Origin of the sequence: Streptomyces endocoffeicus (assembly GCF_016741935.1) — a bacterium.
GTDB lineage: Bacteria > Actinomycetota > Actinomycetes > Streptomycetales > Streptomycetaceae > Streptomyces > Streptomyces endocoffeicus.
Map to the genome: position 1 here is coordinate 132,025 of NZ_JAERRG010000021.1, position 22,026 is coordinate 154,050.

At 69.7% G+C, this 22,026-nt stretch carries 19 protein-coding genes and 2 pseudogenes; 14 read left to right on the top strand and 7 right to left on the bottom strand.

The window, feature by feature from the left end:
* Positions 1-108: 108 nt before the first annotated feature.
* From JK364_RS38155 to JK364_RS38165, 3 genes are read right to left on the bottom strand one after another with little or no spacing between them, the layout of a single operon-like run.
* Positions 109-1,560, bottom strand: a complete 1,452-nt coding sequence (locus JK364_RS38155) for a carboxylesterase/lipase family protein (protein WP_201855987.1) — start codon at positions 1,558-1,560, stop codon at positions 109-111.
* Positions 1,557-2,594 (bottom strand): alpha/beta fold hydrolase, encoded by a 1,038-nt coding sequence (locus JK364_RS38160; RefSeq protein WP_201855988.1) that lies wholly within the window; start codon positions 2,592-2,594, stop codon positions 1,557-1,559. The genes JK364_RS38155 and JK364_RS38160 overlap by 4 nt, the downstream gene beginning before the upstream one ends.
* Complete coding sequence (locus tag JK364_RS38165) at positions 2,591-3,907, bottom strand: esterase/lipase family protein (protein WP_230993113.1); 1,317 nt, start codon at positions 3,905-3,907, stop codon at positions 2,591-2,593. Before JK364_RS38165 ends, JK364_RS38160 begins: the two co-directional genes overlap by 4 nt.
* A gap of 864 nt (positions 3,908-4,771) precedes the next feature.
* Between JK364_RS38165 and JK364_RS38170 the strand changes: the two genes are divergently transcribed.
* The 10 genes and pseudogenes from JK364_RS38170 to JK364_RS55865 all read left to right on the top strand — a co-directional run.
* Positions 4,772-5,695, top strand: coding sequence for a carbohydrate ABC transporter permease (locus JK364_RS38170; RefSeq protein WP_201855989.1), 924 nt, complete (start codon positions 4,772-4,774; stop codon positions 5,693-5,695).
* Positions 5,692-6,570, top strand: a complete 879-nt coding sequence (locus JK364_RS38175; RefSeq protein WP_201855990.1) for a carbohydrate ABC transporter permease — start codon at positions 5,692-5,694, stop codon at positions 6,568-6,570. The genes JK364_RS38170 and JK364_RS38175 overlap by 4 nt, the downstream gene beginning before the upstream one ends.
* Positions 6,571-6,609: 39 nt before the next feature.
* Positions 6,610-7,905 carry an ABC transporter substrate-binding protein gene (locus tag JK364_RS38180; RefSeq protein WP_201855991.1) on the top strand — a complete coding sequence of 432 codons (1,296 nt, stop codon included), beginning with the start codon at positions 6,610-6,612 and terminating at the stop codon, positions 7,903-7,905.
* A gap of 17 nt (positions 7,906-7,922) precedes the next feature.
* Positions 7,923-9,044: an ABC transporter ATP-binding protein gene (locus tag JK364_RS38185; RefSeq protein WP_201855992.1), complete on the top strand. Its 1,122-nt coding sequence runs from the start codon at positions 7,923-7,925 to the stop codon at positions 9,042-9,044.
* A gap of 11 nt (positions 9,045-9,055) precedes the next feature.
* Complete coding sequence (locus tag JK364_RS38190) at positions 9,056-9,814, top strand: GntR family transcriptional regulator (protein ID WP_201855993.1); 759 nt, start codon at positions 9,056-9,058, stop codon at positions 9,812-9,814.
* 1 nt (position 9,815) lies between these two features.
* The gene (locus JK364_RS38195) at positions 9,816-10,739 is read left to right on the top strand and encodes a TauD/TfdA family dioxygenase (RefSeq protein ID WP_201855994.1); all 924 of its coding nucleotides are present in this window, start codon (positions 9,816-9,818) and stop codon (positions 10,737-10,739) included.
* Between the two features lie 301 nt (positions 10,740-11,040).
* A complete protein-coding gene (locus JK364_RS38200) occupies positions 11,041-11,652 on the top strand; it encodes an O-methyltransferase (protein WP_201855995.1) in 612 nt (203 codons plus the stop codon).
* Entirely contained in the window at positions 11,645-12,469 is an 825-nt protein-coding gene (locus JK364_RS38205; RefSeq protein ID WP_201855996.1) for a 2-phosphosulfolactate phosphatase, read from the top strand. Before JK364_RS38200 ends, JK364_RS38205 begins: the two co-directional genes overlap by 8 nt.
* A gap of 254 nt (positions 12,470-12,723) precedes the next feature.
* Positions 12,724-12,930 (top strand): annotated as a pseudogene (locus JK364_RS38210) (MFS transporter); the annotation flags it as partial.
* 52 nt (positions 12,931-12,982) lie between these two features.
* Positions 12,983-13,164, top strand: a pseudogene (locus JK364_RS55865) (IS256 family transposase); the annotation flags it as partial.
* Between the two features lie 171 nt (positions 13,165-13,335).
* Here the strand turns inward: JK364_RS55865 and JK364_RS38215 are convergent.
* Positions 13,336-14,097, bottom strand: coding sequence for a DeoR/GlpR family DNA-binding transcription regulator (locus JK364_RS38215; protein WP_201855997.1), 762 nt, complete (start codon positions 14,095-14,097; stop codon positions 13,336-13,338).
* Positions 14,098-14,543: 446 nt separating this feature from the next.
* On the opposite strand from JK364_RS38215, the gene JK364_RS38220 reads away from it, so the two are divergent.
* Genes JK364_RS38220 through JK364_RS38235 form a run of 4 tightly spaced genes read left to right on the top strand, consistent with a single transcriptional unit; the run spans position 14,544 to position 20,180 of the window.
* Positions 14,544-16,058, top strand: coding sequence for an APC family permease (locus JK364_RS38220; protein WP_307841499.1), 1,515 nt, complete (start codon positions 14,544-14,546; stop codon positions 16,056-16,058).
* Positions 16,055-17,488, top strand: coding sequence for an FGGY family carbohydrate kinase (locus tag JK364_RS38225; protein ID WP_201855999.1), 1,434 nt, complete (start codon positions 16,055-16,057; stop codon positions 17,486-17,488). Before JK364_RS38220 ends, JK364_RS38225 begins: the two co-directional genes overlap by 4 nt.
* A complete protein-coding gene (locus tag JK364_RS38230; RefSeq protein ID WP_201856000.1) occupies positions 17,485-18,924 on the top strand; it encodes an NAD(P)/FAD-dependent oxidoreductase in 1,440 nt (479 codons plus the stop codon). The genes JK364_RS38225 and JK364_RS38230 overlap by 4 nt, the downstream gene beginning before the upstream one ends.
* The gene (locus JK364_RS38235; RefSeq protein ID WP_201856001.1) at positions 18,921-20,180 is read left to right on the top strand and encodes an NAD(P)/FAD-dependent oxidoreductase; all 1,260 of its coding nucleotides are present in this window, start codon (positions 18,921-18,923) and stop codon (positions 20,178-20,180) included. Before JK364_RS38230 ends, JK364_RS38235 begins: the two co-directional genes overlap by 4 nt.
* A gap of 94 nt (positions 20,181-20,274) precedes the next feature.
* On the opposite strand, the gene JK364_RS38240 is transcribed toward JK364_RS38235, so the two are convergent.
* The 3 genes from JK364_RS38240 to JK364_RS38250 all read right to left on the bottom strand — a co-directional run bounded on the left by JK364_RS38240 (position 20,275) and on the right by JK364_RS38250 (position 21,915).
* On the bottom strand, positions 20,275-21,111 hold the full coding sequence (locus JK364_RS38240; protein WP_201856002.1) for an SGNH/GDSL hydrolase family protein: 837 nt from the start codon (positions 21,109-21,111) through the stop codon (positions 20,275-20,277).
* A gap of 43 nt (positions 21,112-21,154) precedes the next feature.
* Positions 21,155-21,367, bottom strand: coding sequence for a hypothetical protein (locus JK364_RS38245; protein WP_201856058.1), 213 nt, complete (start codon positions 21,365-21,367; stop codon positions 21,155-21,157).
* Positions 21,368-21,564: 197 nt separating this feature from the next.
* The gene (locus JK364_RS38250; protein ID WP_201856003.1) at positions 21,565-21,915 is read right to left on the bottom strand and encodes an FUSC family protein; all 351 of its coding nucleotides are present in this window, start codon (positions 21,913-21,915) and stop codon (positions 21,565-21,567) included.
* Between the last annotated feature and the right edge of the window lie 111 nt (positions 21,916-22,026).

The window sequence follows — 22,026 nt, forward strand, 5'->3', positions numbered from 1 at the left end:
CCCGGAGCATCCGCTCGAAGGTGCCGTCCAGGGCCCACCGGCGGAAGCGGGTGCGCGGCGTGTGCCAGGAGCCGTACCGCTCCGGCACGTCCCACTTGAAGACACGCCCTAGCGCACGCTGTCCCAGAGTCGGCGTTCCTCCCTTCGCGGGTCGTCCCGCGAGACGGAATCCTCGGCGAAGACCCTCGTCGTACGGGTGGCCGTGTCGTACGCGGGCCAGCCGGGATCGCCGGTCTTCGCGAAGGAGACCCACGCTCCGTGCATCGAGTCCGCGAGGTCCTGGGGCGGGCGGTCGCCGAGGATCGGGCTGTAGGACGGGTCCTGGAGACGGTCGAAGACGAAGGCCAGTTCCAGCGTATGGCATGCGCCGAGGCGGGCGCGGAAACGCGGGGAGCGCCAGGCGAACTCGTACAGGTACGAGCCCGGGACGGACTCGGCCAGGCGGATGGCGGGGATCCGGTAGAACCAGTCCGTTGCCACCGCGGCCAGGAGCTCACCCGGGGCGGCGCCGGGGCGGGCGGCGCGGTAGCGGGGGAGTGCCTGGTCCGGGTTCAGGCCGTAGGCGGCCGTTCCGGCACGCAGCGCCGGTTCGGAGACGGTTTCCAGGCGCTCGGTGGGGACCAGGAAGAAGCGGTATTCCTCGCTATTGCTGCCGATCAGGAGGTCGACGCCGCAGTCGGGGCCGGGAAGGGGGAGACCGGCCGCCACCGGTTCGAACGGCATGATGTTGAGCACCGCCTCGCCCCACAGCGCCGCGTCAGGGCGCGCGCCCATCTCGGCGCGGAGTTCTGCCTGCGCGGGGAGGAGGTCGCTGAGGGGGACCGCGGCGAAGGCGTCCGGAGCCGGTTCGCTGCCGAGCTTCGCGGCAAGACGGGAGGCGATCCGGGCCGCCGAGGCGGGGCGCAGGAAGTGGTGGCACGCGCCGCTCTGCAGGATCGCCCGGCGGAACAGGCCGCGTGCCCTGCCGGTGGACAGGAGGACGCCGATGCTCATCGCCCCCGCCGATTCGCCGAAGACGGTCACCTGACCGGGATCGCCTCCGAAGGCGGCGATGTGGGCGCGGATCCAGCTCAGGGCCGCCATCTGGTCCAGCAGGCCGCGGTTGTCGGGGAGGCCGGGCAGATGCAGGAAGCCGTCCGCGCCCAGGCGGTAGTTGAGGGTCACGCACACGACCCCGTCGCGGGCGAAGGCGCTGCCGTCGTACGCCGACGCCGAACCCGCGCCGTTCGAGAAGGCCCCTCCGTGCAGCCACACCATCACCGGCAGACCCGCCCCCGGCTCCGGCGCGGGCGTCCAGATGTTGAGGTTCAGGCAGTCTTCACCGGGGATGACGTCGTCCGGCACGAGAACGTCGAAGGGCGGTGCGTAGGGCGCGTGCGGCGCGGTCGGGCCATAGGCCGTGGCATCGCGCACTCCGGTCCATGGCTCGGGCGGCGCCGGTGCGCGGAAGCGGCGGGAGCCGAAGGGCGGGGCAGCGTAGGGGACGCCCAGGAAGGACGCCACACCGTCCCGCGAGACGCTGCCGCGGACGGCGCCCAGGGCGGTGACGCACACCGTCATGCCGACAGGACCTCCAGCAGCGCCGCGCCGAACTCCTCGGGGCGCTCCAGATGCACCGCGTGCCCGGCGTCGGACACGGCCACCTCCCGTACCGTGCCGCCTCCGGCCGCGTAACGGTTCAGCACGTGGCGGGTCTGCGTCACCATCGGCTGGGCGGGTGTCCCGTCCCAGCCCGGCACCGCGCCGATCGCGCCCAGGTGCGCCAGGTCGAACAGCGAGGTGTCCGAGACGATGACGTCGTCCTCGCCGCGGATCCACAGGATCGGCGGCTTGGGGGCGATCAGATGCAGCCCATCGAGGCGGAAGTGGAGCGGGGACAGGCAGTTGAGGACTCCCCGGGTGCCGGGGGCGACGCCCGGCCAGGCGGGGGAAGTCACGCTGTCGCCCGGGTAGTGGTCGTCGCCGGTCCGCGTGGTGAGCATGGCCTCGACGTACGCGTCCTCGCGCCCGGAACGCCATGGCGGCTTGAGGTAGTAGTTCGCCAGGACGGCGCGGGGTGAGAGCGGGGAGTCTTCCCCGCGGTCACCGTTGGCGAGCCGCGCGACCAGCTCCGGGTTGGCCGTGCCGCCGCCCGAGCCCGCCCCGTCCGGGGAGTTGAGGATGCCGTCCACCCCGTGCGTGCCGCCGAAGCCGTACGGGGAGACCGGGTTGACCAGGGTCAGGGAGCGCACCGCGGCCGGGTGGTCGCAGAGGTACTGCAGACCCACGCCCCCGCCCATGGACCAGCCCACCAGATGCGCCCGGTCGATCCCGAGGGCCGCCAGCAGCGCCGCGAGGTCGTCGACGTGGTCGCGCAGGCCGCGCCTGGCGTCGATGGGCAGTGGGTCGGTGCCGCCGAAGCCGCGAAGGTCCGGTGCGATGGGGCGGTAGTGGTCCGGCAGCAGGGGCAGGGTGGTGTGCCAGAAGGCGGCGGAAGAGACGTTGCCGTGGACGAAGACCACCGGTTCCCCCTCGTCCCGGACCTCGGCGAGCTGGACGGTGAGTCGCTCGGTGGGCACGCGTCGGGTGCGGATGCCGTTCGTACTCGTGGTCATGTGCGGTCCTTCACGGGAGCCCGCTGGGCGAGCCAGGCGGCGACCTGGGCGGCGGCGGAGGTGTTCCAGCCCAGTTCGAGGTGGTTGGCGCCGGTGATGGTGGCCGTGCCGCCGACCGTGGGGATGCCGGTGGTGTCGAGTGCGCTGGCGATGAAGACGACACCGTCGCTGGGGGCGCGGTTCTCGTTGAAGATGCCGAGGACGTCCGGGGATCCGCCGGCCAGCAGATAGGTGGTGACGGCGGCGGGTACTCCGGCGTTGTGCAGCGGCTCGATCAGCGAGCCGGCGTCGATGGCCGCCTGGATACCGCTGCCCGCCGTGTACAGGCCCTGGCCGCCGTAGTACGTGGTGTACCAGTCCTGAGCGGCGCCGTCGACTCCGTAGACCCCGTCCCAGCGGGCCAGCATCTGGCGCTGGCCGGGGTAGTCGTCGTACCCGCCGGAGGGGGTCATCGAGAACTCGGGGTGCGCCGTGTACGTTCCGTAGCAGGTCATATGAGAGTGCGGGGAGGGCGCGTTGACCTTGCCCCCGCATTCGGGCCAGACGGAGAAGTCGTGCGCCCAGCCGTGGGCGTACGGATAGTCGTAGCCGCCGTTGGGGCCGCCGAGGGTGATGAGCTTGCGCACGTCACCGGCGTAGGCCCGTCCCCAGCTCGGCTTCACGGACGACACATAGGCGCGGGCCGACATCTCGCCCTTGCTCCAGCCGACGAGGTCGACCTTGCCGACACCCAGTTTTGCCTTGATGACGGCGATCGCGTCGCCGACGATCTGCGCCTGCATCAGGTTGTCGCCCTGCTTGTGCGCGAAGCCCACGGCGAAGACCCGGTGGCCGCGTGCGGACAGGTACTGCATCAGTCCGGTGGACGGGCAGGAGACGGCGCCGCAGCCGTAGCCGCCCGCTTCGCCCGGGTTGGCCCAGGCGCGGTCCGCGGTGTCGTTCGCACCGTGGACGAGGAGGACGGGCGTGGCGTGGGCGCCGGTGTCCCAGCCGGGGGCCGAGTAGAGCAGGAAGCGGCCGGAGTACGGGCGGGAGACGCCGCCGAAGTACGTAACCCGCTGTCCGTCCTGGTCGCCGCGGCCATCCGGTGGGTAGCCCTCGGTGCGGAATCCGGCGGTGGCGTCGAGATAACGCTCCACGCGCTCCCATCCGCCCGTCACCACACCGGCGCCGTAGCTCGCCTCCTGGGTGAGATACGAGGGCGGCTCGGCGGCGGACGCGGTGCCGGAGGCGGCCGGCAGCCCGGCCACCACCACCATCAGGAGGGCGCATAACAGCCGCCGGCCACCTGCCCGGATTCGTCGGCACCGCATGTTTCGGACCCCCTTGTCGAAGGTTTTCGCCACACTGCTCCGCTCGGCGCACACCTTAGGGAAGAGCTACCGGAAATAGCATGTGCGCGCGCTCTACAAGGAAGGCGGTCCGTGTGGGGACAGCGGATGCCGTTCGGCTTGGGCGGTCCTTCCAGGGGCGACAGCTCACTGCTGCTTTGATCAGGCACCACGACGGCGCCCTTCGGATCCGGCCTCGTGCTCCGCTGGACATGTGTCCTGTCGCTGTCGCGCATGGGCCCCGAGCCACACGGCGAGGATCACATGGGTGGCCATGCGTCCCAGGGCGGTGATCCGCGCGCGGTGTCGGAGGGGGCTTGAACCAAAACCCCAACCGATCGTGCTGCGGGCCGGCCTGGGCTGCGGTGGCCCGGGGTGTGTTGGTGGCGTGGTGATCAGAAACTCGCCTGGATACCGCAGACGAAACGCGATCGCCCTCCGCGCGGTGGATCCGGGGTCAGAGGCCCAGGCGCCTCTGAGGCACAGATCAGAGCCTGCCCGTTCGTGCGTCGCGGTACGGCGTCATCCCGTCCGTCGACCTCCGTCACCTTCGGGTCCAGCGCGTGTAGACCGGATATCCGCGCGGCCCTCTGCCGGCGCCCATGGGTTCCCCCAGAGCCAAGGCGAAACGCGAAGCCCGTCGCGCCAAGATCGAAGAGCTGCGCCGCGCCGAGTTGGCCTGTTGAGGGGCCAGCCCGTGAAAGCCGCACCATGCGAACGCCGCTCCTGCTACGCCCGGCATCCCAGTCCGGTGGCTCGGCCCAAAGTTGTAGTAACAGGTTGTTCATCTGATGGTTCAGGTGTGTTGGCTGACGCGGCTGCACAACTATTTGTAATGTCAGGGCCGTGACTACCACGACTGTTGTGCCCCCGGATGAGAGACCGAGGCGTCTGCGGTTGCGCGAGGCCGGGGTGACCGCGGCGTTGCTGGGACCGGCCTTTGTTTTCCTGATCGCGTTCGTCGTGCTGCCCGTCCTGACCGTGGGTGCCCTGGCGCTGCTGAACTTTGATCCGCTCAGCCAGGAGACGAGCTTCGCCGGCCTCGAGAACTGGCACCGCGTCCTGGCCAGCCAGGAGTTGTGGCAGGCGACCGGGAACACGCTCCTCTACACCGCTCTGACCGTGCCCTTCGAGGTCGGGGGCGGCTTGCTGATCGCGCTCGCCATCCGGGCCGCCGGCCGTGGCGCGGGGCTGTGGCGGACCGCCTACTTCGCACCGACGGCGGCCACACTGGCCGCGATGTCGGTGGTCTGGCGGTGGCTGTTCTACCCGCATGTGGGTGTTTTCGACGAAACACTCGGTCGGCTCGTCGGGCAGGACGGCTGGCTGGGGTCGACGACGCTGGCGCTGCCCGCGGTTGCGATCGTCGGCAGTTGGGCGGGGATCGGGTCGTGCGTGGTGATGTTCCTTGCCGGACTGTCGAACGTGCCCGCCCACCTCGAGGACGCCGCCCGGATGGACCGGGCCGGTGCCTGGCACCGGTTCTGGTCGGTGATCTGGCCCGCGATCGGGCCGGCGACGACGTTCGCGCTGGTGATCACGACACGTGACTCGCTGCGCGTGTACGACCAGGTCCGGGTGATGACCGACGGCGGGCCGCAGCAGAGCACCAGCACCCTGTCGTTCACCGCCTGGCAGCGCGGGGTGAGCTATCTCGACATCGGCGGCGGCTCGGTGGTCAACACGGTGTTGCTGGTGCTGGTCCTGATCACGGTTGCTGTGCAGCTGCGCCTGGGTGGGCGCCGCTGGGAGGAGGACGGACGCAGATGAGTACGACAGCGGTGACCGAAGTCCGCCCACGGCTCGCCCGCCGCTGGGCAGGCGATAAGCGCGGCATATGGGTTCGCTGGAGTTTGCGTGCCGGACTCGCCGCGGGTGCGGTGTTCATGCTGACCCCGTTCCTGCTCATGGCACTGGCCGCGGTCACCCCGGACCGTCGGCTCAAGCCTGGGTCGGTGAGCCTGTCGGGCTTCACGCTGGCCAACTTCCGCCAGGCCTGGCATGACGTCGACTGGCCCGGGCTGTATCTGCATACGGTCGTGGTCGTCGTCGTGGTGTTCGCCGCGCAGGTACTGACCTCACTGCCGGCCGGGTACGCGCTGGCCCGGCTGCGGTTCCGCAACCGCAAGCTGTCGTTCTGGACGGTCATGCTCTGCCTGGCGATACCGCCGCAAGTGACCGGCATTCCGGTGTTCTACGCGCTGTCCAAAGTGAACCTGCTGGACAGCTACACCGCGCTGGTACTGCCGAGCGTGGGCAGCGCCTTCGGCATCTTCCTGTTCCGCCAGTTCGTGCTCTCCCTGCCGCAGAGCGTCTTCGACGCGGCCCGGCTGGATCGGGTCGGCCCCATCGCGATGGTGTGGCGCATCGTGCTGCCCAACGTCAGGCCCGCGCTGGCGGCCTTCGCCGTGTTCACCGTGGTGGGGCACTGGAACGATCTCTACTGGCCCTCAATGCTGTTGCGCTCGGATCAGGTGGCCACGGTGCCCTACGGCATCGCGCGCTACGCCGCACCGGAGAGCCTCAGCACGTACGGCACCCAGATGGCCGCGGCGACGCTGGCCACGCTGCCGCTCCTGATCTTCTTCCTCCTCGTCCAGCGCCAGTTGGTGCGCGGCATCGCCCTCACCAACGGCGGCGAATGAGCCCCTTCGCCCACCCACCCCACTCGAAACGGAATCCCGATGAACGTCACGATCACCCGGCGGCGCGCCCTGATGGGGGCGCTCGCCGTCGCCGCCGCGGGCACGGCCACCGCCTGCGGCAGCGGTAGCGGTGCCGGCAACACCGACGCCAAGACGATCAACCTCCTCACCTCTTCCGATCCCAAGATCGTGAACAATGTCAAGCGCACTCTTGGGGCGGAGTTCACCCGCCGGACCGGCATCACAGTGAAGATCGAGCAGGCCGGGCCCGCCTGGACCGAGGTCGACACCCGCCTGCAGGCGGATCTCACCGCGGGCCACCGGCCGGACGTCGCGCTCGTGGGTATCAACTCGGTGCGTACCTATGCCGATAGCAAGCTCGCGCAGCCACTGAACGAACTCATGGCACAGGCGAGGTTCGACGCCTCGCAGTACTCGCCCTCCTTGCTCAACGTCGGCAGGTTCGGCGGCCGGACGATGGGCCTGCCTTATTCCGTCAGCACACTCGTGCTGTACCTCAACGTGGACGTGCTGCGCAAAGCCGGCCTCGACCCGGACCGGGCACCGGCCACGTTCAGCGAGCTGAGGGCATACGCGGCCAAGATCGTCAGGGGCAAGGCCGCCCGGTACGGAGTCGCCTGGGCCTACAGCACCGATTCGAACTGGGCGCTGCAGGCCATGCTCGATTCCGCGGGCGGGTCGATGATGGACCCGGCCGAGAAGCACGTGACGGTCAACCGGCGGCCCATGGTGAGCCTGCTGCAGTACTGGCGTGATCTTGTCCAGGAGCGCACCAGCACCGTCATCGCGTCGGCCGATCTGACGGCGGCCTTCCTCCGTGGTGACGTCGGCATGATGTTGCAGAGTTCATCGCAGAGCACCGCCGTCGCCGCCGGCGCGTCGTTCCCGATCCGTATAGACGTCCTACCTGTACCCGACGGCGGCCGCCGCCGCACGCCGCCCGGCGGTGGATCCGCGGTGATCTTCGCCAGAGACGAGAAGGTGCAGGGCTCGGCGTGGAAGGTGGTCCAGGAGCTGATCGGGCCTGCCGGACAGACGCAACTGGTGAAGACGTCCGGCTACACGTCGGTCAACCAGCGGGCTCTCACCGAACCGCGCTATCTGGGAAACCTGTTGCGCAAGGAGCCGCTGCGCTCCGCAGGTGTCGCCGAGATCAAGACGCTGGTGCCCTGGTACCAGTTTCCCGGCGCACACGCGGTCGAAGCGCAGAAGCAGCTTCAAGACGCGGTCGTCGCCGCGATGAGCGGTACGAAGCCGGTCCGGAAGGCACTGGATGACGCGGCCCAGTCCATCTCCGGTCTCCTCACGCGGTGAAGCGGGTGCCCACGACCATGGCCACAGTGCGCGGCGAGCAGGCCGAGCAAGTGTCCTCCAGCCGGTCGGTCGGCGTCGAGGCAATGACGAAGGTCTATCCCGGTGGCAGGCGCGCGCTGGATGGTGTGGAGTTGGCGGTCGAGCCGGGGACGTTCGTCGTCCTGCTCGGTCCCTCGGGGTGCGGCAAGACGACCCTGCTGCGCTGTATCGCCGGCCTGGAGCGGATTTCCGCGGGCCGAGTGGTGATCGGCGGCGAGGACGTGACCCACCGGGAGCCGGGTGACCGGGGTGTCGCGATGGTCTTCCAGAACTACGCCCTCTACCCGACCAAAACCGTTCTGGAGAACATCGAATACCCCTTGCGCATGGTCAAGGTCCCACGCCAGGCCCGCCACCGGCAGGCCCGCGAAATGGCAGAGCTGCTCCGTCTTGGGCCAGTGATGGGATCGCGGCCCGCGCAGCTGTCGGGCGGGCAGAGGCAGCGCGTCGGTATCGGACGGGCCCTGGTACGCGAACCGAACGTGCTCCTGATGGACGAGCCACTGTCCAATATCGACGCCGAATTGCGCGGTGAGCTCCGAGCGGAAATCCGGCGCCTGCAGCGCCGCAGCAGCACAACCACCTTCTACGTCACGCACGACCAGGCCGAAGCCCTCGCACTCGCGGACCGGCTCGTGGTCATGCGCGACGGGCGGATCGAGCAGGACGGCCCGCCCGAGCAGGTCTACCAGGAACCGGCCACCCGGTTCGTCGCCTCCTTCCTAGGCGGCATGAACATGCTCGACCTGACAAGGTCACAAGCCGTCCTGCCCGCACAACTGCGCGCCACACTCGCCGAGGACCGGCTCGGCTGGCTCGGAGTCAGGCCAGAAGACCTCCGGGTGGTGGCCCGCCCCGAGGACGCCACCGGTGCCGAACTCGTGCTGCACGGCACTGTCGAGGGGAACGAACTGCTGGGCCGCGAACGGCTCGTGCACTTCCGCACCCGGGGTGACCAGCGCGCCCGGGTCCGGATCCACGCCGACCAGACGGTGCCGGCACAGATCACGGTCGTCGCGAACAGCGCGGACATCCACCTCTTCGACACCGCGGGCCGGCGGCTGTCCGGGACACTTCCGCTGTCGAGCGGATCACGATAGGAGAAATATCGATGTTGAACGGGGCCGTGCCGAACTATCTCGCGCTGGCGGACTTGCTCGAGACCTCGATCGCCACGATGAAGGGCGGTGACCGGCTGCCGAGCGAGAACGAGCTTGCAACGCTGCACGGAGTGAGCCGGGTGACCACCCGCGCGGCTCTCCAGGAGTTGGAGCGCAGGCACCTGGTGCGGCGCAGCAAGGGCTCCGGCACGTTCGTGGCCCTGCGACTGGTGTTCACCATCAGGCCCGACCTGCCACCGAGCTGGAGCCAGACGGTTCGCCGCGCGGGCGGCGAGCCGTCGGTGAAGTCGGTGGACGCCGTCCTCGCACAACCCGATCCCGAGACCCGCGAGCGGCTCGAACTGGGCCCCAGCGACAAGGTCGTTCGGCTGCACCGCATCGGCCTGGTCAACGGCCTGGTCGCCAACACCACGCTGACCAGCCTTCCGGCCGATCTCGCACCGGGCTTCCGCGACCTCCTCGCCACCGGTGGGTCGCTCCACACCATCCTGACCAGCCTCGGCTACCACCCCCAGCGCGAGTGGACGCGCGTCGACATGCAGATCCCGGGCGAGGAAATCGCGACCGACCTCGAACTGGAGGGCCGGCCCCGCGTCTGGGGCCTGACCAGCTTGGTCGTAGACGGGCAAGACGGTCGGCCCCTCGAGTTCGGCCGCGGCTGGCACAGGCCGGACGTATTCGACATGCGCATGGAGTACCAGAACAAGCGCCGCACTCATCGTGCGGGCGCACCAGAGACAAGGAGCTGACATGGAACCCCCTCGTCCGACGGCAGGCCGCAGCGCCCCGCCCGCGCTCGACACGCACGCGAGCCACGACGGGCTGCGGGAGGCCGCCGAACGCATCGGCCTGACCGCGGCCGAGCTGGAGGCACCCACGGTGCAGCAGGCGGTGCTCGAAGAGCTGACGCAGGCGGTGCCCGCACTGGCCGACCTCATCCGACAAGCCGGCGAGCAGCTTGACGTCCACGGCGCGGTCCGCTTCACCGGACTGCCCGTGGCCTCCGATGTCGCGTTGATCGGCCTGCTCACCGCGTTCGGGCAGCCGACGAGCAGGGGGAACGGCGCTCCCGCTGAGTGCCTCGTCTACGAGGTCGCCCCCGACGATGCCGCCACCGGTCCGACGAACCTGTCCAAAGGGCGCGCCGCCCAGAAGCCGCACACTGACTCGCCCGTCCAGCACCGGCCCCACGAGTTCCTGGCACTGGCGTGCGTGACCGGCGACCCCGCCGGCGGTGGACTGTCCACTGTGGTGCGAGCCGACGACGTGGCAGCCGCGCTCGATGAACATGACGGGGGCGCGACGACGGCACTGCTGCGAGAGGAGACCTTTCTGTTCCTGGACACACCGCTGGGCCTGGACGAACCGCCGGTGATCGCGCCCGTCCTGCGGCGGACCTCGGAGGGACAATGGCGGGTGCGGTTCCGGCACGACGCGCTCGTCGCGGGCTTCCAGCGGCATCCCGACGTCGCCAGCGACGCACATCGCGAGGCTGTGGACGCGTTCACCACCATGGCCACCGACCCGGCATTGACCGCGATCTTCCAGTTGGTCCCCGGTGACATGGTGCTTCTCGACAACACCCGTGTGATGCACGGTCGCACCGAGATCACCGGCACCGCGGAGCGACGACTGAAGCGGATAAAGCTGTTCGGCCAGGGGACTGCCGCGTGACAGCGGCGGTAGGTCAACCATGTCCGGGGAGTCGAGCGTTCTGGTGGCCCGCCCCGGTTCTGGGGCCTGACCAGCCTCGATAGGCACGTCCACCGTCCAGTCGAGTATGGCCGCGGCTGGAACGGTCCGGACGTGTTCGACATACGCATGGAGTACCAGAACATGCGCCGCACTCATCGTGCGGGCGCACCAGAAACAAGGAGCTGACATGGAAACCACCCGTTCTGCGGCAGACCGCAGCGTTCCACCCGCGCTCGACGCGGCTGAAGCGAATGAGGCTGTTCGGCAAGGGATGAGCGGAGTGACGGCGACGGGTGAACCCACACACCTCGCCGGTGCGCTCGAGCTCGCCGCGCGGTTCGATCTGCCTCCCGTGCGGCCCGAGAACAGGGTCCCGACGTCCTGCCTGCCCGGGGTCGGCCGACTGCTGGCGACGCTCGCCGCGAGCACGAGCGTACGACCGGAGGCTGTTGTCCTGGAACTCGGTACTGGAGCGGGCGTCGGCACGGCCTGGCTCGCGCACGGCCTGGCTCCGGGCGCGCGGCTGATCACGGTCGAGGCCGAAGCCGAGCGGGCCGCCGCGGTCGGCGCGCTGTTCGCCGGGGAGCCCCGGGTGAGCGTGGTCCACAGCGACTGGCACACGGTCGAACCCCCGCGTGGCGGTGCGTGCCTGCTGTTCGCCGACGCCGGGCTGCGCCGCGAGATCCACCCACCGGCTTGGGACGAGATCGTCGACCTGCTCGACATCGGTGGGCTGCTTGTCTTTGACGACCTCACCCCGCCCGGCGGTCCGACACTGCTGGACAACGAAGAGGACAAGCGGCGGTTCGTCTTCGGGCATCCACGGCTACGGGGCGTCGAAGTAGCCGTGTCCGGCGAGTCGAGCGTCCTGGTGGCCGCGCGCCATGCATGAGTTCGGCGCCTCGGACCTGCCGAGCGCTCCGTTCGAGCCCTGGCCGGCCGCGCAGCTGCACGTCGAGTGGGGCAGCCAAGCCGCCCAGCTCGCGGCCGACCGCGGTGACGCGGTCGTGGTCGTCGACACGCTCACCTTCTCCACCACGGTGACGATGGCGGTCAGCCGGGGCGCGGCCGTGCTGGCTCTGTCCCGCGTCGAAGTGGCGCGGCTGGGCGGCCCGGCCGGGGTTGCGCAGACCTACCAGGTGGTGCCGCCGGCGCTCACCCAGGGCGGAACAGACGGGCATCTCACGCTGTCTCCCAGCAGTGTCGGCAACGTAGCCCGTGGCGACCGGGTCGCGCTGACCTCGATCAACGGCGCCGACATCGTCCGCAGCGCCCGGCACGCCGCGGTGCTGCTTGCCGGATGCCTGCGAAACCGATCAGCAGTCGCCCGCTGGTGTGCCAAGGCCTTGACCGACGGTGCGATCCCCCGGGTGACGGTCATCGCGGCCGCCTCACGCTGGTCGTCGATGCTCACTGTCCCCGAGGGGATGCGCCCGAGCATCGAGGACTGGCTCGGTGCCGGAGCGATCGCGGCCGCGGCGGAGGCACTCGGCGTAAACCTGTCGACCGAGGCGAAGGCCGCCGCGTCGACCTACGCCATTGCGGAGCGCGACGGTCTGCACCGGTGGCTGCGCGGTTCGACCACTGGCCGCGAGATGATCCAGAAGAATTTCGCGCCCGATATCGACGAAGCGGCTCGGCTCGACCCTGACGACACCGTGCCACGACTCGACGGCCGGGGATTCTTCGTCTCCTCCGACCACCGGTGACCAGCTTTACCCTCGCCCGTCGATGACCGTCGAGCGCGCCAGGGACTAGGAGGCCCACGACCTCAGCGCCGACGGCCTGCCAGCCGGGTGTACGCGCCTCTCACCGAGGCCGCCCGCCGCCCAAGGTTTGGGCGGCGGGCGAGCGGCTGCCCGTACCTGGCGACGAGGACCGCGGCCGTGCACCATCACCCCACCGGGTCCTGGTCAGGGTTCTGCGCGAGCAGCTTCGCCATTGCCCTCGCGGAAGGGGCCGCGCCGCCATGACCGTCGGCCGCTTCGGGGGCGGCTTCTTTCTGAAGCGGTTCGGCAAGGCCGGTGTCGTGCGAGCGGGCGCGGTCCCGGCGGCCCTCGGCATCGCTCTGGTGGTCTTCTCGGACAGTGCTGTAGTCGCCGGAGCCGCGGTCTTCTTCTGGGGACTGGGCGCATCGCTCGGCCTTCCAGCCGCCTTGTCAGCGGCCGGCGGTGTCTCATCAACGGCGGATCTGCTGATCAAGGGAGAGACAACTCGTCGCGATGCTGGTTGACCGGGCCCGGAGCGATGGTCTGCAACTGACCGGCGAGGGTGGGCCGTTGCAGATGCTGACCAAGCGAGTGCTGGAGTCGGCCTGGAGGGCGAGATCACCGATCACCTCGGCTACGGGAAGCATGATCCGGCCGGGAAGAACAACGGCAACGTGACCGTGGACGGCACCCGCGACATCCTCGGTATCTGGGCCGGCGGACCGTGGGCTGGAAGGCCCCACTCAACACCTTCCAGATCGCCTTCGAGGGCTGCCTGACCCCGAGCGACAACTGGCCACTCAAGGAAGAAGAGGGCCCCGGCATCTGCGATGAACACACTCGCGGGGCCTGCGGAGAGAGGGGCTTCAGGCCACGATGACACTGCCTCCGGCCCGGCTCAGGGCGGTGCGCAGTTCGGCCGGGCACGGCTTGTCGGCGATGAGGGTGTCGAAGCCGTTCAGTTCGCACACGCGATGTGCTGCCATGCGGCCGAACTTGCTCGAATCGGCCAGCACATAGCGGTGGGAGGCGTTGTCGAGCATCGCGCGCTTGGTGGCGACCTCGTCGAGGTGGAAGTCGGTCAGGCCGTATGTGGCGATGCCGCCGGAGCCCAGGAAGACGGCGTCGGCCCGTAGATTGCCGAAGAATTCGACGGCCTGTGCGTTTGAGCAGGCCAGGTCGCCGGGGCGGAGCCGACCGCCGCTGACCAGGACCTCCACTCGAGGGCGCGTGCTCACTTCCGTGGCGACGAGCAGGGAGGGGGTGGCGACGACGCCGACGTGATCGGCGGGCAGGGCGCGGGCCACTTCCAGAGCCGTGGTGCCGACGTCGATGACGATGGTCTGGTTCGGCTCGATGAGCGCCGCGGCGGCTCGCCCGATCGCTTCCTTCTCCGCGGCCAGCGTGCCGCTGCGCTCGTTGAAGGATGCCTCCTCCCCAACCGGCGCCTGGCGGCTGGTGGCACCGCCGTGCACCCGGGAGAGCTCGCCGCGGCGTTCGAGCAGCGCCAGATCCCTGCGGATCGTTTCGTGGGAGACGCCGAGCAAGGTGGTGAGGTGATCGGTGGTGACGAAGTTGAGCCGGGCGATCTCGGCGACGACTTTGCGATGGCGCTCGGCAGCGAGCACGGCTCACCCCTTGATGGTGACTGCTTCTGTGGACCCGTGACTGAATCCTACCGTTGTCCGGGCCCCCTCCCGGTCGGGTCACGGCTCTCATATGGGCCCCCGCGGTGCGTGTGATGGGTGGGGATCGCCCGGCCGTCCTGGGGTTTGCGGACAGGCGAACCCTTGACGCGATGCGTGCCCTAAGCCACACTTCCAGAAATCGACGGTCAGATTCCCACGGAATCGGTCACTCTCGGGCGTGGCCAAGCCCTACCACGCATGCTCGTGGCATGGCTTCGGTCCTGTCCGGGTGTGGCGGTCGCGCTCGTCCGCCCCGGACGAATGGGTCCGTGGCGTCGATCACGTTCGGTTTCCTTCACGTCCGACAGCCCCCACCCTCAACAGCAGGGGCGCCCCTCCGAGCAGGGATTCGAGTCATGGCACACGCAGATGAAGGTCTTCACGGAGTGAGACCAGACGCCCCGACGAGCGGCGAGGGTCCCCAGCGCATGTCCCGGGAGCTGGGCTGGTATGCCTCGTTCTCCGTGGCCTTCGGGTTCGTGTCGATCGCGACGGGCATCTTCACCACCTATGGGTCGGTACTCGCGAGCTCCGGTCCCCGTGGCATCTGGGCCTGGCCCATTACGGTGATCGGCCAGCTGTCCGTCGCCCTGGTCTTCGGCGCCCTCGCGGCCCGGATTCCGATCAGCGGCTACTCCTACCAGTGGGTGTCCAGGATCGTGGGCCCGGTGTGGGGCTGGATCATGGGCTGGATCTCGTTCGCCTTCCTGGGCGTGGTCCTCGTGGCCGTGGACTACACGATCGCTTCCACCGTCCTTCCTGAGCTCTTCCGCTACGTCGGAACCACACAGAACGCCTGGGCGATCACGGCCTGTGTGGTGCTGCTCCAGGCCGTTCTGGTCGCCGCCTCCACCCGGACCACGCACCGGGTCAACAACGTGGCGGTGACGATCCAGCTGATCGGCATGGTCGCCCTGACCACGCTGCTGTTCGCCGTGGGCGCCTTCACCGGCAAGCTCGATTTCGGGCACCTCTTCGACAGCGGACCGGTCCCCGAAAGCGGCTACTACGGGCTGGGTGACGCCACCCATGCCGGCCCGTTCGCCCTGGCATTCCTGCTCGGCGCGTTCACCATCGTCGGTTTCGAGTCGGCGGCCAATCTGGCCGAGGAGACTCGGAACCCGGCCCGGGTCATCCCCAAGGCGATGGCGCAGGCGGTGCTGTCGCTGGGCGTGCTCGGCTTCCTGTTCCTGGTCGCGATCACCGCCGCGGCCGGTCGGGTCAACGGCGTGGACGCGTCAGCGACACCGGTCGCCACGGTGATCACCGCCGTGCTGGGGTCGGTCGTCGGAAAGATCCTGCTGGTCCTCGTCGTGGTCTCGATCTTCTCCTGCGGACTGGTGATCACCCTGAGCGGCACCCGGCTGGTGTACGCGATGTCCCGGGACGAACGTTTCCCCGGCTGGCAGCTGCTGAAGCGCATCGACCGGCGTACGGCGACCCCGCTGAACGCCTCGGTGTTCATGATGCTGATCGCCCAGATCATCCTCGCGGTTTTCTCCCGCTCCACGGACGCGCTCTTCCAGCTGTTCTCCGCGGGCACACTGCTGCCGGCCATCATCTACGCGGGAACCGTCGCGATGTACGCGATCAAGCGCCGGTCCCTGCCTCCCACCAAGGGCTTCTCACTCGGCCGCTGGGAGATTCCGGTCCTCGTCGTCGCCGCCGTCTGGCTGGTGTACGAGCTGTTGATCTTCCGCGACGCCTCGTTCCGCGCCCCGTGGACTTATGTCCTGGTGCTGTTCGCGATCGGTGCCGTCTATTTCGCCGCGTTGCTGGCGCACAGGCGCCGGAGCGGGCTGACCATGCCGGACTTGGCGGACGTCGATCGCGTGCTGGACACCACCGGCACAGCAACCCGGAAGCCGAGTGACGTCGCCCCCGGAGGTGGTGCACGATGACCGCGATCCTCGCCATCGATCAGGGGACCTCCGGCACGAAGGCCATCGTCGTCGACGACGAGGACGGCACCGTCGCGATCGCCGAGGAGACCATCTGTCCCGCCTATCTGGCGGGGGGAGGCGTCGAGCAGGATCCGCACGAGCTGCTCGACTCCGTCCTCGAGGCCGGCCGCAGAGCCGTCAGCGCGGCCGGCCGGCCGATCGACTGCGTGGCCCTGGCCAATCAGGGCGAGACCGTACTGGCGTGGGATCCCCGAACCGGGGCGCCCCTTTCGCAGGCCATCGTGTGGCAGGACCGCCGCGCGGAGAGCGTGTGCCGGGAACTGACCGCTCATGCCGCGCGGATCGCCCGGCGCACCGGGCTGGTCCTCGACCCGTACTTCTCCGCTCCGAAGATGACCTGGCTGCGCCGCAACGTCACCCGTGAGGGCGTGGTGACGACCACGGACACCTGGCTGGTGCACCAGCTCACCGGCGAATTCGTCACCGACGCCGCCACCGCGAGCCGGTCGCTGATCCTCGACCTGGACAGCGTGACCTGGGACGGTGAACTCGCCGGTCTCTTCGGTCTCGGGGAGGAACGGCTGCCGCGCGTGGTCGCCGGCGACGAGATTGTCGGCACGACCCGGGCCTTCGGCGGGGACATCCCGGTGGCCGGCCTGATCGTCGACCAGCAGGCGGCGCTACTGGCCGAGAACTGCCTGGAGCCGGGCACGGCCAAGTGCACCTACGGCACCGGGGCCTTCCTGCTGGCCAACACCGGCCGGAACGCGGTGCGATCCGCTGCCGGCCTGACCACGTCAGTGGCCTGGCGGTCCGCCGGACAGACGCCATACTGCGTGGACGGTCAGGTCTACACCGTCGCTTCCGCGGTGCGATGGCTGCAGGACCTCGGCCTGATCCGGTCAGCCACCGATCTCGACGCCGTGGCCGGCGCGGATGCCGGGGGAGTGCTGTGTGTGCCGGCCTTCGCCGGTCTCGCCGCCCCCTGGTGGGCGCCGCGGGCGGCCGCGTCGTTCACCGGGCTGACGCTCGCCACCCGTCGCGAGCACCTCGTCCTGGCCGTCCTGCAAGGCGTCGCCGCCCAGGTCGCCGAGTTGTGCTCCCTGGTCGCGGCCGATCTGGGCCGACCGCTGACGCGGCTGCGCGCCGACGGCGGACTGACCCAGTCCGCCACCCTGATGCAGGCCCAGGCCGATATCGGCCAGATCCCGGTCGACATCTACCCCCACGCTCATGCCACCCCCCTCGGCGCGGCCGCCCTCGCCCGCTGCGCCCTCGACCCCACGCTCAGCCTCGAGGAGGCGGTCGGCGACTGGCAGTCGGCCACCGTCTACGAACCCCGCTGGTCCCCGGACCGGGCCGAGGAGTTCCGCACCACATGGGCGCAGGCCGCCGCGGCCTGCGCCGACAAGGGAGAACACACATGACCGCCACACCCCACCGCCCCGCGGGCGGCGTCTTCGACGTCGTCGTCATCGGCGGCGGTATCGTCGGCGCGGCCATCGCACGCGAGCTGTCCGGGTGCGACGTCTCCGTCGCCTTGCTCGAAGCCCGCGAGGATGTGGGCGACGGGACGAGCAAAGCCAACACCGCCATCCTCCACACCGGCTTCGACGCCAAGCCCGGCACGCTCGAATCCCGGCTGGTCGCCCGCGGTTACCACCTGCTCAGCGCCTACGCCAAGGCCACGGGCATCCCCGTCGAGCACACCGGCGCCGTACTGGTGGCCTGGAACGGGGAAGAGCTCCGGGCGCTGCCAGGATTGAAGGAAAAGGCCGAGGCCAACGGCTACGAACACTGCCGGATCGTCGACGCCGACGAGGTCTACCGCGTCCTTCCCGACCTCGGAGACGGCGCACTCGGCGGACTGACCGTGCCGGACGAGTCCATCATCTGCACCTGGACCACCAATCTCGCCCTGGCCACCGACGCACAGCAGCGGGGCACCGCGATCCTGCTCCAGCACGCCGTCACCGGCATTGACGAGGGCCCCGAGATCACCACGCTGCACACGTCCTCGGGGGACGTGCGCGCCCGCTGGGTCGTCAACGCCGCCGGCCTGGGCGCCGACCATATCGACCGGCTCTTCGGCCACGACCGATTCACCGTCACCCCGCGCCGCGGTGAGCTGTTCGTCTTCGACAAACTCGCCCGCCCCATGGTCGACAAGATCGTGCTGCCGGTCCCCACCTCTCGAGGCAAGGGCGTCCTGATTTCCCCGACCATCTACGGCAACGTCATGCTCGGCCCCACCGCCGAGGACCTCACCGACCGCACGGACACGGCGACATCCGAGGACGGCTTCGACTTCCTCCTCCGCAAGGGCGAAGGGCTCATGCCCCGGCTGCTGGCAGAGGAAATCACCGCGAGCTACGCCGGTCTGCGCGCGGCCATCGACCACCCCGACTACCTCATCGAGGCCACCCCTCAGCAGCGTTATCTCCTCGTCGGCGGCATCCGTTCCACCGGATTGACCGCCGGCATCGCCATCGCCGAACACGTCCGCGCCCTTCTGGAGGAAGCGGGCCTGACCCTGCGTTCCCGTGGTGACCTGCCCGAGCCGCCCCGGATGCCCAACATCGGCGAAGCCGCCCAGCGCCCTTACCAGGACGCCGACCTCATCGCCCGCGACCCTGCCTACGGCACCATCGTCTGCTTTTGCGAACGCGTCACCGAGGGTGAGATCCGCGACGCCTGCCACGCCCCCCTACCCGCCCGCGGCCTCGAAGGACTGCGTCGCCGCACCCGCGCCATGAACGGCCGCTGTCAGGGCTTTTTCTGCGGAGCGGCCGTAACGGCCCTGAGGGAAGAGCACCACACCCACGACGGCCGCGGCAGCCGACAGCACAAGGACAACCGATGACCCAGCAGCCGTCCCTGATCACCCCCGACGTCCTGATCATCGGCGCCGGACCGGCGGGCCTGACCGCGGCCGCGGAACTCGCCTCCCGGCACGGCGGCCGAATCCTCGCCGTCGACCGTGAACCCGCCGCCGGCGGCATTCCCCGCCACAGCGACCACACCGGCTACGGTCTGCGCGACCTGCACCGTGTCATGTCCGGACCCGCGTACGCACGCCACCTCGTGCGGCAGGCCACCGCGGCCGGGGCCGAGATCCGTACCCACACCATGGTCACCGGATGGTCCGACGACCACACGGTCGATGTCACCGGCCCCGAAGGCCGCTATCGGATCCGCCCCCAGGCCATCGTGCTGGCCACCGGTGCCCGTGAACGACCCAGGACCGCGCGCCGTGTCCCCGGCGACCGCCCGCACGGTGTCTACACCACGGGGCAGCTCCAGAACCTCGTCCACCTCCACCACCGCCCCGTCGGCAAGCGGGCCGTCATCGTCGGCGGAGAACTGGTCAGCTGGTCGGCGGCCATCACCCTGCGCGAAGCGGGCTGCACCCCCGCCCTCATGGTCAGCCGGTATCCGAAGGCCGAATCCTACGGCGTCTTCAACGTCGCGGGACGCTCCGTGCTGCGCGTCCCCGTCGCCACCCGCAGCCGCATCACGCGGATCATCGGCAAGGGCCGCTGTCAGGCCGTCGAGATCGAGCACCTGGACACCGGCCTACGCCGGACCGTCGCCTGTGACACCGTCGTCTTCACCGGTGACTGGATCCCCGACCACGAACTGGCCCGCACCGCCGGCATCGCCCTCGACCCCGGCACCCTCGGTCCCCTCACCGACACGGCCCTCCGCACCAGTCGGCCCGGTGTGTACGCGGCCGGGAACATGCTGCACCCCGTCGACACCGCCGACGTTGCCGCCCTCGACGGCCGGCACGTCGCCTACCAGGTCGGCACCTACCTCCGGGGCATGCGCGAACACGCCGAGGGGGTACGTCTGCTCGCCGACGCACCCTTCCGCTGGGTGGCCCCGCAGATCCTGCGCCCCCAGGACCCGGCGCCTCCGCGCGGCCGACTCCTGCTGTGGAGCGATCAGTTCGTCCGCTTCCCGAAGGTCGCGGTCCGTCAAGACGAGCGAGTCATCGCCCGCCGCTCCCTGCCCTGGCCGGCCGCGCCGGGACGTGTCTTCCGCGTCCCCTCGAGCGTGCTCGAGGGAGTCTCTCCCAGCGGAGGCCCCGTGCACATCGGACTGGAGCGGGTCTGAAAGCGCGGGCTCCTGCTAGCCGAAGCCCTGCGGGGGGTTGATCCGGCGGGTGAGCGGCGGGCTGTCCGGCATCGCCGCACAGCCCGCCCCTCGGTCAGCCCGCGAGCGCGGTCAGCAAGGGCAGGTATCCGTATTGGTGCCCGGACTTGTTGGGGTGGTAGGACTCGTTGATCTTGTCCCACTCCAGACTTGTCACCCAGGTCTCGGCGTGCGAGCAGATGGTGTGTGGGTCGAAGGCAGCACGTGGGTCGAGGAAGGTGAACCCGGCCTTCGTGGCCTGGTCCACCAGTACCGAGTCGAGGGTGTCGGCAAGCGAGTTGAGCGCCGTACGTTCGGTGTCGCTCAGCCCGAAGATGCCGCAGGTGCCGCCGATCGTGTACAGCCGCGGATAGCCCACCACCACGACCTTGGCGTTCGGCGCATTCGCCCGCACCGACGCGTAGGTGCTCGCCAGGGCGCTCGGCAGATTGCCGGTCGCGGTGGCCTTCGCGGCCTCCACCCCGGCGACGCAGTCCTTGTCGTCGATGGTGAGGATGCAGTGCGTCATGGTGTCGACGACGCCGACGTCGTTGCCGCCCACCTGCACCGTCACCAGCGTGGTGTCCGCAGTGAGTTGCGGCACCTGTCGGCTTTGCAGCTCCGCCGTGGTGGCCCCGGAGCACGACGCCTCCACGAAGGCGTACGAGGGGTGCTGTTGTGCCCACAGCCGGGGGTAGGCCAACGGGCCGCGGCGGCACGCGTCGTTGGGGTTGTCGTATACGCGTGTGCCGGGCGCGACGGCGTATGAGTCGCCGAGGGCCACATATGTACCGGCGGCCGTCGGCTCGACGTGGGCGGCGTACGCACCGGGTGCCGCCGTGACCGCCAGGCAGGCGGTGGCCAGCGTGAGGAAGAGAGAGGCGAGGCGTCTGCGACGTCTTGAAGAGCGCATGCTTCACTCCTGGAGTGTGGGTGCCGTCTCAGTGGAGGAACTGTCAGCCCTGAAGTTCCGTGATCAGGGCGAGTGCCTTGCCCTTGCTCGCGTCGTACCGGCGCGGATATGCCGATCGCTGCACGCTCTGGGCCAGTTCACCCGCGGTGAAGTACAGGTTGTCGACGCCGTTCGCAATCGTCTGGTCCAGGAACGCGTTGGTGGCGTGCACCGGGTCCATGCACTCGGCGGACCGTAGCCGAGGGGCGAAGGACACGACCTGCTGGCCATTTATCGGTGGCTCTGGCTGTCCTTCGAGCGCGAGCTTGGCAGTTGACCCGGGAAATGTATATGGGGCCCAGCGGCATACCGGGAATCCCAGCAGTGTTGTCCGGGGCCATATGGGGGAGACGTGAGTGCTTCTAGCATTGGCGTGCTGGCAATCAGGACGCTCCCCGCTCCCGGTGCGATAGATCAGCTGCCCGTCTCGTGACGACCAGGGGAAACCGAAGGCGCGGCCTCACTGACGTACGACTGCACGGCGCGGGCTGTGGCGGTGTCGGCCAGAAGTCCCATGCGGTGCACGAGGGGGTTCGAGGCTGTGGCGTGCCTCGGCCAGTGCCTGGTAGGCGTGGCGCCCAATGTCCCCAGTGCCCGGTGCAACCCCCGGACGAGCACCGAGCCGGCGTCCGGCTTGACCACGAGGGCCACCGTTAGCAGCAGCCAGTGGCCGCGGTGGGGGTGCAACGGCTCAGCCGCCGTCGTGGCGAGCCCGGCGCGGAGGGCAACGCGTGGCCCGTGGTCCAGTGCGTGTGCAGGGGCCATACTGTGCGAAACGGGCTGTGTGGACGCGGCACAAGCAGACGCCTGCCGTCTGTGACAGTTCGCCCGTGGCGGCGCTGCCCGCACATCGGCTGCACACGCGGATCCAGCGCG

Coding starts and splice junctions, on each gene's coding strand:
- JK364_RS38155 (WP_201855987.1), bottom strand. CDS start 1,560: ATGACGGTGTGCGTCACCGCCCTGGGCGCCGTCCGCGGCAGCGTCTCG.
- JK364_RS38160 (WP_201855988.1), bottom strand. CDS start 2,594: ATGACCACGAGTACGAACGGCATCCGCACCCGACGCGTGCCCACCGAG.
- JK364_RS38165 (WP_230993113.1), bottom strand. CDS start 3,907: ATGCGGTGCCGACGAATCCGGGCAGGTGGCCGGCGGCTGTTATGCGCC.
- JK364_RS38175 (WP_201855990.1), top strand. CDS start 5,692: ATGAGTACGACAGCGGTGACCGAAGTCCGCCCACGGCTCGCCCGCCGC.
- JK364_RS38180 (WP_201855991.1), top strand. CDS start 6,610: ATGAACGTCACGATCACCCGGCGGCGCGCCCTGATGGGGGCGCTCGCC.
- JK364_RS38185 (WP_201855992.1), top strand. CDS start 7,923: ATGGCCACAGTGCGCGGCGAGCAGGCCGAGCAAGTGTCCTCCAGCCGG.
- JK364_RS38190 (WP_201855993.1), top strand. CDS start 9,056: ATGTTGAACGGGGCCGTGCCGAACTATCTCGCGCTGGCGGACTTGCTC.
- JK364_RS38195 (WP_201855994.1), top strand. CDS start 9,816: ATGGAACCCCCTCGTCCGACGGCAGGCCGCAGCGCCCCGCCCGCGCTC.
- JK364_RS38205 (WP_201855996.1), top strand. CDS start 11,645: ATGCATGAGTTCGGCGCCTCGGACCTGCCGAGCGCTCCGTTCGAGCCC.
- JK364_RS38225 (WP_201855999.1), top strand. CDS start 16,055: ATGACCGCGATCCTCGCCATCGATCAGGGGACCTCCGGCACGAAGGCC.
- JK364_RS38230 (WP_201856000.1), top strand. CDS start 17,485: ATGACCGCCACACCCCACCGCCCCGCGGGCGGCGTCTTCGACGTCGTC.
- JK364_RS38235 (WP_201856001.1), top strand. CDS start 18,921: ATGACCCAGCAGCCGTCCCTGATCACCCCCGACGTCCTGATCATCGGC.
- JK364_RS38240 (WP_201856002.1), bottom strand. CDS start 21,111: ATGCGCTCTTCAAGACGTCGCAGACGCCTCGCCTCTCTCTTCCTCACG.
- JK364_RS38250 (WP_201856003.1), bottom strand. CDS start 21,915: ATGGCCCCTGCACACGCACTGGACCACGGGCCACGCGTTGCCCTCCGC.